Consider the following 16,291-nt stretch of genomic DNA (forward strand, 5'->3'; position numbering starts at 1 on the left):
CCACGGGGTTCGATGGGGGAGGGGCGTAAATGTCCAGCAAGCGACTCGGTGCGCTGGCCGCGGCCGGGGTGGCGGCGGGACTGCTCGTCGCCGGGATCACGCTGCCCGCGGTCGGCGGGGTGGGCGTCGGCCTGATGGCGGCCGTGAACGAGGTCGGGATCGAGCCGAAGGCGCTCAGCGAGCCGCCACCGGCCGAGGTCTCGGTGGTCCGAGACGTCAAGGGCGGGCAGATCGCCCGGTTCTACGAGCAGTACCGGGTCGCGGTCGGCCTCGCGGACGTGGCCCCGGCGATGCGGAACGCGATCGTGGCGATCGAGGACTACCGCTTCTACCAGCACGGCGCGCTCGACATCGAGGGCACGATCCGGGCCCTGGCCAAGAACGTCCAGGCGGGCGGGGTCAGCCAGGGCGGTTCGACGATCACCCAGCAGTACGTCAAGCAGGTCCTGTTCAACTCCGCCGCCACCAAGGCGGACAAGGAGAAGGCCCTGGCCGCGAGCTATGCGCGCAAGCTGGACGAACTTCGCCACGCGCTCTGGGTGGAACAGAAGTACACCAAGGACCAGATCCTGGAGAAGTACCTGAACATCGCCTATTTCGGGGCGAGCGCCTACGGGGTGGAGGCGGCGGCCAAGCGGTTCTTCGGGGTCACCGCCGCCGAGCTGACCCTGGCCCAGGCGGCCACGCTCGCGGGCGCGGTTCAGGACCCGAACGCGACCGACCCCAACCTCGGCCGCGAGCAGCAGGAACGGCTCCGCAAGCGGCGTGACGTGGTGCTGGACCGGATGGCCGAGCTGGGCAAGATCAGCAAGGCGGAGGCGGCCACCGCCAAGGCCGGCAAGCTCGGCTATGTCGGGACGAAGCTCCCGGGCGGCTGTGAGACCAGCAAATATCCGTACTTCTGCTTCTATGTCCGCCAGGAGATCCTGCGCGACCCGGCCTTCGGCCGGACGAAGGACGACCGCCGCAGGTACCTCGAACGCGGCGGACTCACCATCAGGACGACCCTCGACCCGGGCATGCAGCGGGCGGCGGAGCGGGCCATCCGCGCCCGGGTGCACCCCACGGACGGCCCGGTCGCGGCCCAGGCGCTGGTCCAGCCGGGCACCGGCGCGATCCGGGCGATGGCGGCGAGCCGGGAGTACGGCTCCAAGAAGCACCAGATCTCCTACAACGTGGTGGCCGACGCCGCGCACGGCGGCCTCATCGGTTTTCAGGCGGGCTCCACGTTCAAGACGTTCACCCTGCTCAACGCGCTGAGCAAGGGCATGCGGCTGGACGACGGGCTGACCGCGGGGGCGGGCTTTCGCGCATCCGCGCCGTCCGACTTCGTCGACTGCGCGGGCAAGGCCGTCGGCGACCCGTCCCACACCGTCACCAACGACGAGGGCTCGCCCGGCTGGAAGACGCTGCGGACCGGCACCCGGCACTCGGTGAACACGTTCTTCATGGAGCTGGAGAAGCGCGTCGGGCTGTGCGACACCGTCAAGACGGCCAAGTCCCTGGGCATCCGCCGGGCCGACGGGCGTCCGCTGCAGGAGTACGAGACGTTCGTGCTGGGCATCAACGAGACCGACCCGGTCACCGTGGCCAGTGCGTACGCGGGCATCGCGGCCCGCGGCCGGTACTGCGCGCCGATGGCGATCACCCGGATCACCGGCAGGGACGGCAAGGCGGCGAACTATCGCCCGTCCTGCCGCCAGGCCATCGACCAGGGCGTCGCCGACGCGGCGGCGGAGGTGCTGTCGGGGGTGTTCACCGAGGGCACGATGAGCGGCGTGGGCGGCATCGGCCGCCCGGCGGCGGGCAAGACCGGCACCACCGACGGGTACGCCACGGCGTGGTTCGCCGGGTTCACCCCGGACCTCGCGGGCGCGGTCAGCATCGGCGACACCCGCGGATCGAGCCGGTACAAGCTGACCGGCGTGACCATCGGCGGCCGGTACTACGGCTCGGTACAGGGGGCGAGCATCCCCGGCCCGATCTGGAACGCCACCATGCGCGAGGCGCTGCGCGGCATCGCGCCGACGCCGTTCCCGCAGGTGGACCGGACCCGCTTCGGCGGCTGCGCCCAGGACTGCCGCAGCGAGCCCGAGGCCCCAGAGGACTCGGAAGACACAGAGGAGATCGGCTGATCAGGGGAACGGAGGGGCCAGGCGGGTGAGCGCGCGGATGATCGCGTCCGGTATCAGCAGGTCGGCCCGGTGCCGGGTGGCCGCGATGAGGTCCGCGTTGCGCTGGTCGGTACCGGTGGCCCAGGCCATGGCCGCGTCCGGGGCCTTGCCGAACCGCACGTGCCTGGCCACCAGGCGGCGCAGCCGCTCGCCGGGATCGAGGTCGCAGTACCACACCTCGGCCAGCAGGGGCCGCACCCCGGCCCAGTCCCCCTCGTCGTGCAGCAGGTAGTTGCCCTCGGTGATGACCAGCCGGGCGGCGCGCGGGACCGGGATGCTGCCCGCGATCGGCTGTTCCAGGTCGCGCTCGAAGGCGGGCGCGTAGACGACGTCGTCCCGCTCCTCGTCCAGGCGGCGCAGCAGCGCCGCGTACCCGGCCGCGTCGAAGGTGTCCGGCGCGCCCTTGCGGTCGCGCCTGCCGAGCCGGTCGAGTTCGGTGTCGGCGAGGTGGAAGCCGTCCATCGGGACGTGCGCCACCCACTCCGGCCCCGCCGTACGGCGCAGTTCGCGCAGCAGGTGCTCGGCCAGCGTGGACTTGCCCGCCCCCGGCGCGCCGGTGATGCCCAGTACGGCCCGCCGCCCTCCGTCGGCCAGCGCTCGGGCGCGCGCGGCCAGGTCCGCGAGGCCGGTCATCGGGCCGCGGCGGCGTGGAGCTGACCGGCGATGAACGCCCGCGCGTGCCGGGCCAGGTCCTCCCCGTCGGACCACAGGTTGCGCCAGATCGCCAGGTCGTTGGACAGCCCGCGCATGACCACGGCAGAGGAGAACGACTCGAACGTGATCGGCCCCCGGTACCCGATGTCGCCGAGCGCGTGGAAGAAGGAGGTGAAGTCGAGGTGCCCCGACCCGAGATAGCCCCGGTGGTTCTCCCCGATATGGACGTATCCGAGCCGTTCGCCCACCTCGTGGACCGGCCGGACGAGATCGTCCTCCTCGATGTTCATGTGGTAGGTGTCCAGGTGGATCAGCACGTTGCCGGCGCCGATGTCGTCGGCGAGCCGCAGCGCGTCGCGGGCGGTGTTCACCACGTTGGTCTCGTAGCGGTTGCAGATCTCCAGCCCCAGCGTCATCCCCCGGGCCTGCGCCTCGGCGGCCAGCCGCCGCAGCACCGCCACCACGTTGCGCCGCCCGGCCTCGGTGAGCGGGTGACCGTACTTCCCGAGCGCGCTGTACAGCGCCCCGGTCAGGTGCGTGCCGCCGAGACCCTGGGTGACCGCGAGCGAGTCGTGCAGCAGCTTCTCGCCGCGCTCCACCACGGCCGGGTCGTCGCTGGAGACGTCGGCGTCGAAGGCCAGCCCGCGCGAGCAGGCCACGCCGAGGCCCGCCGCGCGCAGCGCGTCGCGGGCGGCGGCGACGTCCAGGTTGACCGAGTCGTGCAGGGACAGCTCCAGCAGGTCGAACCCGGTGGCCCTGGTCTTCTCCACGGCCAGCGCGAGCGAGGCGGGGCTGGTGTCGCCGACCCACACCAGGGCGTGTACTCCGATGGGGTTGGTCAGCGTGTCGGTGGCCACCATGGGTGCCTTTCTCGGAGTGGTCGGGTCAGTTCTCGATGGCGCCGGTGATCAGGCCGACGATCTCCTCGCCGGAGGTCTCGGCGGTACGCCGTCCGCCCACCCGGCGGCCCGCGCGCATCACCCACACCTGCTGGCTGAGCCGCATGACCTGCGCGAAGTTGTGGCTGATCAGGAGTACGGCGTGGCCCTCGTCGCGGAGCCGCACGATCAGCTCCTCGACCCGGGCGGTCTCCTGTACGCCGAGCGCGGCCGTCGGTTCGTCCATGATGACCAGTTTGGAGCTGAATCCCGTCGCCCGGCAGATGGCCACGGCCTGCCGCTGCCCGCCCGACAGCCGCCGCACGCGGGAGCGTACCTCGGGCACGTTGACCGCCAGCGCCGAGACCATCTCCCTGGCGCGGGCCTGCATGGCCCGGCGGTCCAGCAGCGCCACCGGGCCGAACCGGCGGACGATCTCCCGGTTGAGGAACAGGTTCTGCCAGACCGTGAGGTCTTCCACCAGGGCGAGGTTCTGGTGGACGGTCTCGATCCCGGCGTCGCGGGCGTCCTCGGGGGAGTGGAACGCGGTCCCCTCGCCGTCGAACAGGATGCGCCCGCCGTCCGGCCGGTGGATCCCGGACACGCAGCGGACCAGCGTGGACTTACCGGCCCCGTTGTCGCCGACCAGCGCGGTGATCTCGCCCCGCCGTGCGGTGATCGAGACGTCCACCAGGGCGCGGACGCTGCCGAAGGTCAGTGAGACGTCCCGGCAGTCGAGCAGGACGTCTTCGTCGGTTGGTGCGTTCACTTCTGGAACCTCGTCATCAGCGCGGCCAGCACCACCACGATGCCGACGGCGAGCGGCTGGTAGAACTGCGCGACGCCGAGCAGCGTCAGCCCGTTGACCAGGGCGGTGAGCAGCAGCGCGCCGAGCACCGGGCCGACGATCGTGCCCCGGCCGCCGAACAGGCTCACCCCGCCCAGCACCACGGCCGCCACGGAGTTGAGCAGGAAGGAGGTGTTGGAGGCCGGTTCGGCCGCGCCGACCCTGGCCACCAGCAGGATCGCGCCGAGCCCGGCCAGCGCGCCGCTGATCGAGTACACCGCGATCTTGATCCGCCGGGTGCTGATGCCCATCGCCGCCGCCGACTCCGGCGCGCCGCCGGTGGCCAGCAGGTGGGTGCCGAACCTGGTGTGGAACAGCACGACGTGGGCGATCACCGCGACGGCGAGCGCGATCAGGAACGTCCAGCCGAAGATCCCCAGCCCGCCGGTGGACAGCCGCAGCAGTACCGGATCGACGATCGTCACCGGCTTGCCGTCCGCGAGGATCAGGGCGAGCCCCGAGGCCGCGGACAGCATGCCCAGCGTGACGATGAAGTCGGCGATCTTGCCCCAGGCGATGATCACGCCGTTCACCGCGCCCGCCACCCCGGCGGCGGCGACCGCGAGCAGACAGGCCGTGCCCAGCCCCCACCCTGCCGTGTAGGACAGGCCGAAGGCGACCGCGCCCATGGTCATCACCGAGGCGATGGACAGGTCGATGCCCGCGGTGGCGATCACGAAGGTCTGGCCGATCGCCAGGATGATCAGGATCGCCGCGGCGACCAGCATCGAGGCGATGTTCCCCGGGCTCAGGAAGGTGGGGTTGAGCGCCTGGAAGACGATCACCAGGGCGATCAGGCCGACCAGGGCCGCCCATTCCGCCCAGAGCGCCGGGTCCTTCAAGCGGGCCGCGATGCTCATCGGACCTCTGTCCCGGTCACTGGATGAGCGCCTTGAACGGGTCGTCGTACTCGCCGAACGGCTTGGGCGTGGCCGCCAGCGCCTGGTCGGCGTTGTCCTTGGTGACCATCTCGACCGGGGCCTTCACGTTCGGCGGGAGCGGCTTGCCCGCCGCCGCGGCCTGGCACGCCTCCACGCCCATCAGCCCGATCGCGTACGGGTACTGGGCGACGGTGCCGTCCAGGGTGCCCGCCTTGACCGCCTCCAGGGCGTCCTTGATGCCGTCCACGCTGATCACCTTGACCTGCCCGGCCTTGCCGGAGTTGGCGACCGCGCGGGCCACCCCGAGCCCCATGTCGTCGTTGGCGACGAAGAAGCCCTTCAGCTCGGGGTGGGCGCGCATCAGGTCGGTGGCGGCGGTGAGCGCGGCCTGGCGCTCCCAGTTGGCCGCGACGGTCTGGACGACCTTGATGTTCGCGGGCACCCCCTTCTGGAAGCCCTCGACCCTGGCCCCGCTGGTCACATCGCCCGCGATGCCGCCCACCACGGCGACCTGCCCGCCCCCGCGCAGCAGCTCGCCCATCCGCCGTCCGGCCATCGCGCCGGCCTCGGCGTTGTCGGTGCCGATGTAGGTGGCGGGCTTGACGCCCGCGCTCTCGGCGGCCTTCGCGTCCACGGGACTGTCGATGTTGACCACGGTCTTGCCCAGCGCGGACAGCTTGGCGAGGCCCTGGACCAGGTTGGTGCCGGAGATCGGGTTGACCACATAGCAGGAGAAATCCTGACCGGCCAGTCCGTCCAGCTTGTCGGCCTGCCCCGTGGTGTCGGTGATGGCGTTGGCGGCCTGCACGGTGACCTGCACGCCGCTCGCCTTGGCCTGCTCGTCGATGCCCTGCTTCATGGTCTGGAAGAAGGGGTTGTCCAGGCCCTTGATCACTGCGGCGATCCGGGGGGTCGCGGTGGTCGCGCCCGCCGTCTGACCGGCCGTGCCTGCGGGCTCTCCCGAACCGCAGGATGCCAGTGCGAGGGCGCCCGCGGCCACGAGCGCGCCGGCCGCCGCCAGGCGGCGGCCTCGGGCGTTGGCATGCATCGGATATCCCTAATCCCCGCTTCTGGCGTCTGGCAACCCTTCTTTCAACTTTTCCCGTCGAAAGTCGGGTGACTTACGGACAGTCTCGGTCATAGCTAGAGTGTCCGCATGGGCACTGTCCGGATGGGCGCGACGAGTCTCGCCGGGGCGCGGATGGGGGTCGGTTCGGGCGAGATCCTCGGCCTGTTCCGTGACGTCGCCGAGGGGCTGACCAAGGCGGAGGTGGTCAGCCGTACCGGGCTGTCGCGCACCACGGTCAACCAGCGGCTGGACGGCCTGCTGGCGGCCGGGCTCCTGATCCCGTCCCCCGTGGACGCGCGCACGCGCGGGCGTCCGGCGGGCCGGTTCGTCGTCAACCGGGGGCGCGGGGTGCTGCTGGTCGCCGACATCGGCGCGACCGGGCTGCGTACCGCGCTGTGCGACCTGGCCGGTGAGGTACTGGTCGAGCGCGAGACCAGGGCCGATGTCACCGAGGGGCCGCGGGCGGTGCTCTCGGTGGTGGACGGGCTGTTCGGCGAGATCCTGGCCGCGACCGGGCGGACGCCCGGCGACGTGCTCGGCATCGGCCTGGACGTGCCCGGCCCGGTCGACTTCGCCAGCGGGCGCGTGGTCAGCCCGCCGATCATGACCGGCTGGGACCGCTACGACATCCCGGGGTGGTTCGCGGCCGGCTACGACTGCCCGGTCCTGGTGGACAAGGACGTCAACGCCATGGCGTACGGCGAGCACCGGCTGCGCTACCCGGACGTGCCGCACCTGCTCATGGTCAAGATCGGCACGGGGGTCGGCACCGGGCTGGTCGCGGGCGGGCGGGTGCACCGCGGCGCGGACGGCGCGGCCGGCGACGTCGGGCACGTCCAGGTCCATGTGGACGACGTGGACGAGCCGCCGGTCTGCCGGTGCGGCAACGCCGGGTGCGTCGAGGCGTACGCGGGGGGCTGGGCGCTCGTGCGCGACCTGCGCGCGGCCGGGCGCGCGGTGACGACCGTGGACGACGCGGTCGGCCTGATCCGGGGCGGCGACCCGCTCGCCGTACGGCTGGCCCGGCGCGCCGCGCGCATCCTCGGCGGGGCCATCGCCGACACGGTCAACCTGTTCAACCCCCGGGTGATCGCGATCGGCGGCCAGCTCGCGCACATCGACGAACAGCTCTTCGCGGGCGTCCGCGAGATCGTGTACCGGCGTTCGCTGCCGCTGGCCACGCGCAACCTGCAGATCGTGCGCAGCGACCTCGACCCGCACGCGGGGGTGCTCGGGCTCGCGCAACTGCTCGCCGACGGCCTCTACACCCCCGAGCGCGTCCAGGAACTGGTGGACCGGGCCGGCCTCAGCGATGTCTCACCTCCATGAGGATGTCGTCGGCGGCCCACAGCACGAAGCGCTCCACCGGCACCACCGGGTGCCCCGCGACCGGGGCGAACTCCAGCCGTTTGAGCAGGACCGCCAGCACCAGTTCGGCCTCCACCATCGCCAGCCCCGACCCCTCACAGGCCCGCGGTCCCAGCCCGAACGGGACGAACGCGTGGCGGGGCCGGGCGGCGATGGCCTCCGGAGTGAAGCGTTCCGGGACGAACGCCTGCGGATCCGGCCAATACTGTGGATTCAGGTGTATCGCCCAGAACGGGTAGAAGATCGTCGTCCCCGCGGGGATGTGGTGGTCGCCGAGCGTGAGGTCGTGGGTGGCCTCGCGCGCGCCGTACGGGCCCGGCGGGTAGAGCCGCATCGACTCCTTGAGCGCCATCTCCAGGTAGGTGAGCCGCCTGAGGTCGGCGTACGCGGGCGCGGGCCGGTCGCCGAGCACGTCGTCCACCTCGGCGGTCACCCGGGCGGCGACCTCGGGGTGGCGGGCCAGCAGGTGCAGCGTCCACGACACGGCCACGCCGGTCGTGTGGTGCGCGGCCAGCATGATCACCAGCACGGTGTCCCTGATCCGCGCGGCGCTCATCCCGGCGGCGGCCAGCGCGCCGATCAGGTCGCCCTGGTCGCCGTTCAGGATGTCGTCCACGACGCTCCGCAGGTACGCCAGGGCCTGTCCGGCGTCGCCTTCCAGGACGGCCTGGAAAGCGCTCACCACGCGGTCGGCCGTACCGGGGTCGTCCAGGCCGCCGAGCGCGTAATCGCAGATCATCCGCAGCGACAGCGCACTCAGGTCCTTCTGCGACGCGACCGGCCCGTCGTGCGCCGCCCACCGGTCGGCCAGTCCGGTGGCCAGTTCGGTGAACCGCGCGAACCGCGCCTGGTGCGAACGCCGCCCGGCCAGCACCGAAAGCAGCACTTTGCGCCACGGCGTGTGCTCGTCGGCGGGCAGCGTTTGCAGATTGCCCGCCTCGCAGAGCGGGGCCAGGAACTCGAACGGCTTTTCCGGCCGTTTGTCGATATGCGCGGTGGCCTCCAGTAACACCGGATCGGCCACCGAGACCGCGGGCAGCCCGCCGGGCAGCCGGAACCGCGCGACCGGCCCGTATTCGGCGTGCAGCCGCAGCTGGTACTCGTGCAGGCCGCCCACCGGCGCCAGGTCCGCGCCGGGGCCGGGGCCCGGTATCGAATTCTCCGGCATTTCACTTCCTTTCTCCATGAACTAATCTGGGGGTGAGCCTGAGCGAGGGCGGGCACATGTCCAAGTGGCCGGATAGTGACCGAAATCCAGCGGAAAACACCCATAATGAGATGGCCGGAATGGCATTCGGATCGGTCGTCCAATTCCGCGATGTGCTCGGCGGTCTGCATTTGCACGAGCCGACCTCCCTGCCGGTGCCCAATCAGCTTCTTCCCCGTCCGCGGCTGGTCGATCGCCGGGCCACGCTCGCCGAACTCGACGCGATGCGGGAGGAGCACGCGCTCGCCGGAGTACCCGGGACGGCGCTGATCACCGGTTCGGCGGGCGTCGGCAAGAGCGCGCTGGCGCTCGCCTGGGCGCACAACGTCCGCGCGCACTACCCCGACGGGCAGCTCTACGCTGACCTGCGCGGGCACGCCGACGACAAGCCGGTGTCGCCCCTGACGGTCCTGGGGGACTTCTTGCACGCGCTCGGCGTACCGATCGAACTCATCCCCGGCGAACTGGCCGGGCGCGCCGCCCTCTACCGCACGGTGACCCACGACCGGCGGCTGCTCGTCCTGCTCGACGACGCGATGACCGCCGCCCAGGTACGCCCGCTGCTGCCCGCCTCACCGGCCGGCGTCACCCTGGTCACCAGCAGGCTGCGGCTGGCCGGGCTGCTGGCCGGGGGCGCGCGCGGCGTGTACGTGGACCGGCTCGACACCGCCGCCGCCCTGGACCTGCTCCGCGACACCCTCGGAGCCGAACGCGTGGACCGCGAACCCGAGGCGGCCACCGAACTCACCGAACTCTGCATGCGCCTGCCGCTCGCGCTGAGCGTCGCGGCCGCCCGGCTCGCCTCCCGGCCCAACTGGACGCTCGGCGAGATGGCCGCCGTCCTGGCCGGGGAGCAGCGGCGGCTCGCCGTGCTGACCATCGGAGACGACATGGCCGTACGGTCCGCCCTGGACCTGTCCTACCGCGCGCTGCGCCCCGACGCCGCGCGGACCTACCGGCTGCTCGGGCTCGTCCCCGGCACCACCTTCAGCGGGGGCGCCACCGCCGCGCTGGCCGACATCCCGGCGGTGGAGGCGCGGCGGCTGCTCGGCATCCTGACCGATGCCAACCTGCTCACCGACACCGCGGGTGGCCGGTACCGGTTCCACCACGCGCTGGTCCGGCTGCACGCCGTCCAGCTCGCCGACGCGAACGAGCGGGCCGAGACCCGCGAGGAGGCGGTGGTCCGGCTGCTCGGCTGGTACCTCGGCACGGCTGCGCGGGCGGAACGCCGGCTCCGGCCGTACCGTACGGGCCTGCCGCGCGACGCCGAACCACGGCCGTCCGAAGTCACCGATTTCGGCGGACCGGATGACGCCCTGGCCTGGCTCGAATCCGAACGCGCCAACCTCACCGCCGCCGTCACCACCGCCCACGACCGGGGACGGCACGCCACCGCCTGGCAGCTCACCGACGCGATGTGGAGCCTGTACCTGTTCCGCGGCCACCACCTGGAACGCCTCGACGTCGAACGCACCGGCCTCGCCGCCGCCCGCGCCTGCGGCGACCCTGTCGCGGAGGGAAAGATGCTGGGCAGGGTCGGCCTCACCCTGAACGCCCTCGGCGAGCCCGACGAGGCCGCCGCCCACTTCAACGTGGCCCTGGACCTCTGGCGCCGGCTCGGCGACCGCGACCGCGAGGCGGGCTCCCTACGCCGCCTCGGCGTGGTCGCGGCGGCCCAGGGCGACCACACCCAAGCCATCACCCGCTTCCTCGCCGCGATCGAGCTCTACCGCGAGGAACGCGCGGACCGCAAGGCGGCCCTGGCCCTGGTCGAACTCGGCGGAGTCCTCATCACCCAGGGCCGCGGCGCCGACGCGGTCATCTACCTGGAACAGGCCCGCCCTGGCCTGGCCAAGGTCGACGACGAGTACAACCAGGCCCGCCTGGAGATCATGCTCGGCCGAGCCCACACCAACGCCGGCGCCCTCCCCACCGCCGCCGCCCACCTCCACCACGGCCTCGCCCAGATGACCACCCTCGGCTCCTCGGTAGGCCGCGCCGCCGCCCTTGAGGCCCTAGGCGAACTCGCCCAAAAATCCGGCCACCGCGAAGAGGCCCGCCACCACTGGGAACAGGCCCTCACCATCCTCAACGACCCCACCACCGCCACCACCACCCGCCTCCACACCCACCTGGCCTCACTGAGTGAGGCGGCGACGGAGAGCGCGGATGGCCAGACGGGCGGAGCGCGTGCGCAGTAGCAGGGCGGTCAGGAGCAGGCACGCCAAGGACACTGTGACGATGAGCCACAGGTCATCGGTCTCCAAGACCTGCAACAGCGCGAGCGCGATGCCGACCGGCACGGTGAGGAGGGTGAACACCACCACCGTGGCGTTGACGCTGCGGTTCTCGTCGTCGCGGGCGAGGCGGTTGAAGTCGCTGATCTCCGTCAGGACCTGGTCGAAGCGCTCACGGAGCGCGTGTTCGCGCTGATAGGCGCTGAGCAGCCGGTTGGGTACGCCGTGCGGGGTCAGATGCTGGGCCCACAGCTGGTGGCGGAAGGAGCTGACGTCTCGTTCCAGGGCGGCCATCGTGGCGGCCATGGAGGAGTCCAGCGCCGCCATCATCCGTTCCTCCAGCGCGGTCAGCGCCTGGTCCTGAAGAAGACCGAGGAGTACGGCATCAAGGTAGATCGACCGCACATAGACCGCGGCATAGCCGAAGAAGGGGTCCTGGTGCCCCTGGTCGGGGCGAAGCCCGATCACCGCTGTCCCGTCGCGCAGGACGATCGCCTGCCAGTCCACCGACAGGCGGATGATGTCACTGTCGGCGGGTTCGAGGTTCTTCGGGTCGGGCGGGTAGTCCGCCAGGCTGGTCCGTGAGGCCAGGGACCACAGCCACTGGCCGGCGACCGGCCAGCGCCGGTACCGCACCGAGCGGTACAGCCGGGGCAGTCCGCCCTTGCCGTGCGTGGCGAAGGAGACGGTGTACGGCCGGGTGCCCGGCTCCACCTTGGCCTGGCCGTCCACAAGCGTCTGCGGGTCGAACGGCATCGGCGCGGCGTCACGGCGTCCGGCCAGGGATCTCAGCAGCTCGATCGGCGTACTGTGCAAGCACCGCAGATGGACGGCGATCAGGCCGTGTCCCTCGTCCATGCGCAGGGCCTCGACGCCCAGAATCTCGATGTCTCCGATGCGCTTGCGAGCGGCGTCGTGCCAGCGGCGCGGGGCGCCGGGGGTGCCGTACAGGATGCGGGCGGCTTTGGCGCGGTAGTAGTCGCTCCGGGCGGCGGCGGTGGAACTCATGCTGCGATGCCGCAGGACCAGAGGGCCTTCGGCCCAGGTGGGTGTCGTGGGAAAGTGCGCCGGGTAGACGGCGATGAGGCAGTGCCGAGCCAGGCCGGTCACCGGTAGTAGTCCTCGACGTCCGGCAGGTCCAGGCGGATGACGTACGCGGCGCGTTCGGGATCGTCGGCCGGCACGGTGAAGCGGACGCGTTCGCCGGTCCGGATGGTCCGGAACCCCTCGGTCACGATGTCGGCGTACATGAAGCTGTGCCGGGTCCCGGTCTCGCCGTCCTCCACGACGTAGGTGCCCTGGCGGCCGCCACTGCCGCTGCCGTGCGGCATGCGATCGACGATGCGGCCGAATCTCTGGCTCATCACACCTCCTCCACACAGCGGAACCCCACCGCGTTGCTGCTGACCCGTCTGCGGGCCAGCCCTTTGGACGAGGCCTGCAGCGCGCGGAAGGGATTGTCGTAGGAGCCGCCGCAGATGACGACCTCGCCGAGGTCGTTCAGCAGGGTAGAGGTGATCTCCCACACGTTGCCCGCCATCTCCCTGATGCCGTACGGCGAGACGTTGCCGGGGTGGTCGTCGACCGGGCCCGGCATGGCCCGCCCCAGCCGCCCGCCGTCGAGTTCTTCCCGCCACGCCTCGTAGGTGATCAGCGGCCGGCCACTCCAGGAATCGGCGCAGTTGACGACGCTCAGGTCGATGTCGTCACCCCAGGGGAACAACCTGCCATCGGTGCCGCGCGCGGCGGCCTCCCACTCGGTGGAGGTGGGCAGCCGCTTGCCATCGAAGGCGGCGAACGCGTACGCGCTCCAGGAACTGACGCAGATCGCCGGGTGGTTCGCATACGCGGGGTCGGTGTAGTAGCCGGGCACACGCAGGCGTTCCAGCCACGGCTCGTGCGTGATGCCGTCGGGCATGTCCGGATGGTCCCACTGCTGAGAGCCGTCCTGCCGTACGGCATCCAGGAACCGGTTGTACCGCTCGACGGTGACGGGGAACCGATCGAACCGCACCGGGCGCTCGATCGTGCGGAGCATCAGGTGGTGGCTCGGCCCGACCAGGTACGTCCCGGCGGGCAGCACGCAGTCATCACTGATCGCCGACGCCTGTGCACGGCGGAAGAAGAACTCACGGACCTGCTCGGTCAACCGGGGCGGGAGGGGATCGGCGAGCGCCGCCTCCCGGCCGGCCTGCAGGCGGAGGTGGTCGGCGGCCATGAGCTCCTGGTAGGCGCTGTGGGTGAAGGCGACACTGGAGGCGTCGGCGGGGCGGAACAGCGGACGCAGCCGGAACGCGTCATAGCTCAGCCGCCCGCGATCGAACACTTCGATGCCCAGGTGGTTGACGATGTCGATGAAGCCGAAGGTGGCCTGGTCGCGTAGGAACGCCGAGCCGAAGTAGCCGGCGATCTCGGGCAGGCGGTGGCTCAGCCCGGCCTCCGCGCAGGTCTGCTCGATGTGCTGCCAGGCCAGCTCGGCGAGGTGCGCAGGCTGCTCGCCGCCGGCGGCGAGCCGGTGGGACAGGCGTCGTTGCAGCGGTGTCGCGCTGGACGGGTCGTCGTGCAGCCGCAGCGCCGAGAAGCGGGGCACCTGCAGCGGGTTCACCCCTTGGGCGTGGAGCTGCTGGACGAGCTTCTCCGACACCAGTGCCGTGCCGTCCAGCAGCCGTCGTACCTGCGGGGTGTCCTCCAGGAACGAAACCCGCGAGGTGGTGACGACGGCCGATTCGGCCGAGAGTACCTGGGCGAGCTCGGTGAACAGCTCCAGGAAGCCCGCCTGGGTCATGGACGGCACCGCCTCGTCGATGCCGTCCAGCGCGCACAGCACCGACCCGGAACGGGCGAAATAGTGGAACACATCGAACACATGGGTGTTCTCCACCGACATGTACGGCGCGAGCGTGCGCGTCACGAAGTCGCGGAAGTCCTCATCACGCCGTTTCAGGCTCATGTCGAAGTAGAAGCGGTACCGCCGTCCGGCCGCCGCCGAGCGAATGACGAGCTGCTTCAGCAGCGTCGTCTTGCCGGTGCCGGACCGGCCGACGATCAGCAGGTTCCCGCCCGTGGTCGCCACCTCGTCCAGCAAACGGTCGGCGGCGCCCACCTGGACGATCCTTTGCTCGCCGGTCTGCTCGTCCGTAGTGAGCAGGTCGCCGGAGATGGTGATCTGCTCGGTGTCCGAGGGCTTCGGGTAGGCGTCGGCGACGTCGGCCAGATGGCGATCCAGGTCGACGAAGGCGTCCATGAACCGCTCGTATGTCACCACCCGGAAGTCTTCGCCCAGTGGCCCCGGCCGGTTCATGGTGCCGTTCTGTTCCAGGATCAGGAAGCGGGTGAGCTTGGGCAGCCGGGTCTGCAGCAACTCGCCGCCGGTGGTGTCGAAGACCTGGATGACATCGTCGACGCTCTTGCTGAGCAGCAGCTCGATGTACTCACTCCGCAGCCCGCGCTCCCGGAAGAAGAGCTGGTAGAGCGTGTTGCGCGACAGTTCGAAGCGTTTGACCGGCTTGAAGTCCAGGGTCAGGTACAGGCCGGCCAGGAACTCCGCCTTGACCGCGACATCCGGCGCGAGCTTAGGCACGTCCCCGCTGAGAATGCCGCTGCCGGTGCTGCTGAACCACGCCAGCACGTCAAGCAGCCGTCGTACCGCCGTCAGCCCGTCTTCATCGGCGATCTCGTACCCGTCGTGGGTGGATCGGTTCCGCAACCGCTGGATGTCCCGGAAGGCGTCCACGACGTTGTTACTGCGGATGTACGGCAGAGCGCCTTTGATCAGTTCGTTCAGCGCCTTGCTTCCTGGGTCGCCCGGAACGTTGTGGTGCCGCCAGAGCTGCTTGAGGATCCGCTCGGCGATCTTCCCCACCAGAGCGATCGCGTTCTCCGGATAGCCGTCGCCGATGGACTTGATCGGCCGCTCCAGGTCCAGTCCGAGGTGCCGGGCCACGCGGGAGTGGTCGTCCAGCTCGTTGCGGAGCTGGTGCAGGCGGCTGTCGAGTTCCACGCTCATGGGGCCGTCCCCAGAACGAACGCGAACCGGTCGGTGAAACGCACTTCCGGGCCGGGATGGCGGGCCAGGATCTCCTTGACGCCCTGTTCCAATTCGGCATCGGTGAAGCTGGACAGCAGCGACATGTAGCGGCTGCGGACCATGTTGATGTAGCGCTCACGGGTGAATACGAGTGGGAATCCTTCGTAGGTGACCTCGGCCCGCAGGCCGGAAGCGGTCATGGCCTCGGCGATGTGCTGAGGGTCCGGCTGGCGTTGCCTGAAGAGCCTCAGCGCCGCGTCGAACAGCGGATAGTCGATCATCGTGGGCAGCATGACCACGAGAATCCGTGCCCCTGGCCGTAATAGGCGGGCAAGACCGGCGAGGATGCGGGCGGGGTCGTCGAAATGGTGGACGACCTCCTTGAGCAGGATGGCGTCGTAGGCCTGGTGCGGGAGCCGTACTTTTGCATCGACGATTTCTTCGGCTCCCGCGTGCAGGGGGCTGAGCCGGGTGTCGGAAGGCAATTGCGCCAGCATGCCATTGGAGGGGTCGGCGCAGACCACCATGGCGGCATGCTCGGCCATGCCCCGCGAGTACAGGCCGGTGCCGCCGCCGAGATCGAGGACCGTGTCGGTGGGGCGCAGGCCGAGCCGGTTGACGATCGTGCCGGTCATCCACGCGATGAAATCCGGACTGTAGGCCCAATTATCCTCGTAGCTGGTCGCAAGCCGGTCATAGTGTGCCCGCGTGACATCACTGCGCACGTTCCCTCCACACCACGGCACCAGGGCATCCTCAGCATCTGACGGGGCCCGATCATAGTCAAGAAATGGTCACGGCCGGGCTGGGATCGGTGTTGGAGATGGGATTTTATTGGGATAAATGGCCGAAGAGGATAAATTGGTGCTCGGTGTAGCCGTGCGGGCGTCGCACCGCGCCGGATGACCGGACTTGCCGCGAGCGCCTCCGGAAAGGGGGGATCGAC

Annotated in this window: 13 protein-coding genes; 3 read left to right on the forward strand and 10 right to left on the reverse strand. The window is 70.7% G+C overall.

The window, feature by feature from the left end:
* Positions 1 to 29 precede the first annotated feature (29 nt).
* The gene (locus DP939_RS00780; RefSeq protein ID WP_113977613.1) at positions 30 to 2,135 is read left to right on the forward strand and encodes a transglycosylase domain-containing protein; all 2,106 of its coding nucleotides are present in this window, start codon (positions 30 to 32) and stop codon (positions 2,133 to 2,135) included.
* Here the strand turns inward: DP939_RS00780 and DP939_RS00785 are convergent, their stop codons facing one another.
* From DP939_RS00785 to DP939_RS00805, 5 genes are read right to left on the reverse strand one after another with little or no spacing between them, the layout of a single operon-like run.
* Positions 2,136 to 2,807: a nucleoside/nucleotide kinase family protein gene (locus tag DP939_RS00785; RefSeq protein ID WP_113977615.1), complete on the reverse strand. Its 672-nt coding sequence runs from the start codon at positions 2,805 to 2,807 to the stop codon at positions 2,136 to 2,138. It lies immediately after the preceding gene.
* The gene (locus tag DP939_RS00790; RefSeq protein WP_113977617.1) at positions 2,804 to 3,688 is read right to left on the reverse strand and encodes a sugar phosphate isomerase/epimerase family protein; all 885 of its coding nucleotides are present in this window, start codon (positions 3,686 to 3,688) and stop codon (positions 2,804 to 2,806) included. Before DP939_RS00790 ends, DP939_RS00785 begins: the two co-directional genes overlap by 4 nt.
* A gap of 25 nt (positions 3,689 to 3,713) precedes the next feature.
* On the reverse strand, positions 3,714 to 4,475 hold the full coding sequence (locus DP939_RS00795) for an ATP-binding cassette domain-containing protein (RefSeq protein ID WP_113977619.1): 762 nt from the start codon (positions 4,473 to 4,475) through the stop codon (positions 3,714 to 3,716).
* The gene (locus DP939_RS00800; RefSeq protein WP_113977622.1) at positions 4,472 to 5,413 is read right to left on the reverse strand and encodes an ABC transporter permease; all 942 of its coding nucleotides are present in this window, start codon (positions 5,411 to 5,413) and stop codon (positions 4,472 to 4,474) included. Before DP939_RS00800 ends, DP939_RS00795 begins: the two co-directional genes overlap by 4 nt.
* Before the next feature lie 16 nt (positions 5,414 to 5,429).
* Positions 5,430 to 6,482, reverse strand: coding sequence for a substrate-binding domain-containing protein (locus DP939_RS00805; RefSeq protein ID WP_113977625.1), 1,053 nt, complete (start codon positions 6,480 to 6,482; stop codon positions 5,430 to 5,432).
* A 108-nt stretch (positions 6,483 to 6,590) separates the two neighbouring features.
* Between DP939_RS00805 and DP939_RS00810 the strand changes: the two genes are divergently transcribed.
* A complete protein-coding gene (locus tag DP939_RS00810) occupies positions 6,591 to 7,832 on the forward strand; it encodes an ROK family protein (protein WP_113977627.1) in 1,242 nt (413 codons plus the stop codon).
* Here DP939_RS00810 and DP939_RS00815 read toward each other — a convergent pair.
* Complete coding sequence (locus tag DP939_RS00815) at positions 7,810 to 9,039, reverse strand: cytochrome P450 (RefSeq protein ID WP_113977630.1); 1,230 nt, start codon at positions 9,037 to 9,039, stop codon at positions 7,810 to 7,812. The genes DP939_RS00810 and DP939_RS00815 overlap by 23 nt on opposite strands.
* Before the next feature lie 119 nt (positions 9,040 to 9,158).
* Between DP939_RS00815 and DP939_RS00820 the strand changes: the two genes are divergently transcribed.
* A complete protein-coding gene (locus tag DP939_RS00820) occupies positions 9,159 to 11,282 on the forward strand; it encodes an ATP-binding protein (RefSeq protein WP_158578414.1) in 2,124 nt (707 codons plus the stop codon).
* Here the strand turns inward: DP939_RS00820 and DP939_RS00825 are convergent.
* The 4 genes from DP939_RS00825 to DP939_RS00840 are packed head-to-tail and all read right to left on the reverse strand — an operon-like array spanning position 11,220 to position 16,070.
* The gene (locus DP939_RS00825; RefSeq protein ID WP_113977636.1) at positions 11,220 to 12,428 is read right to left on the reverse strand and encodes a hypothetical protein; all 1,209 of its coding nucleotides are present in this window, start codon (positions 12,426 to 12,428) and stop codon (positions 11,220 to 11,222) included. The two genes, DP939_RS00820 and DP939_RS00825, sit on opposite strands and share 63 nt — an antisense overlap.
* On the reverse strand, positions 12,425 to 12,682 hold the full coding sequence (locus DP939_RS00830) for a hypothetical protein (protein ID WP_113977638.1): 258 nt from the start codon (positions 12,680 to 12,682) through the stop codon (positions 12,425 to 12,427). The genes DP939_RS00825 and DP939_RS00830 overlap by 4 nt, the downstream gene beginning before the upstream one ends.
* Positions 12,682 to 15,324: an SUMF1/EgtB/PvdO family nonheme iron enzyme gene (locus DP939_RS00835; RefSeq protein WP_113977641.1), complete on the reverse strand. Its 2,643-nt coding sequence runs from the start codon at positions 15,322 to 15,324 to the stop codon at positions 12,682 to 12,684. The genes DP939_RS00830 and DP939_RS00835 overlap by 1 nt, the downstream gene beginning before the upstream one ends.
* Positions 15,321 to 16,070: a class I SAM-dependent methyltransferase gene (locus DP939_RS00840; protein ID WP_199564887.1), complete on the reverse strand. Its 750-nt coding sequence runs from the start codon at positions 16,068 to 16,070 to the stop codon at positions 15,321 to 15,323. Before DP939_RS00840 ends, DP939_RS00835 begins: the two co-directional genes overlap by 4 nt.
* Between the last annotated feature and the right edge of the window lie 221 nt (positions 16,071 to 16,291).

The organism is Spongiactinospora rosea, from assembly GCF_003315795.1.
GTDB lineage: Bacteria > Actinomycetota > Actinomycetes > Streptosporangiales > Streptosporangiaceae > Spongiactinospora > Spongiactinospora rosea.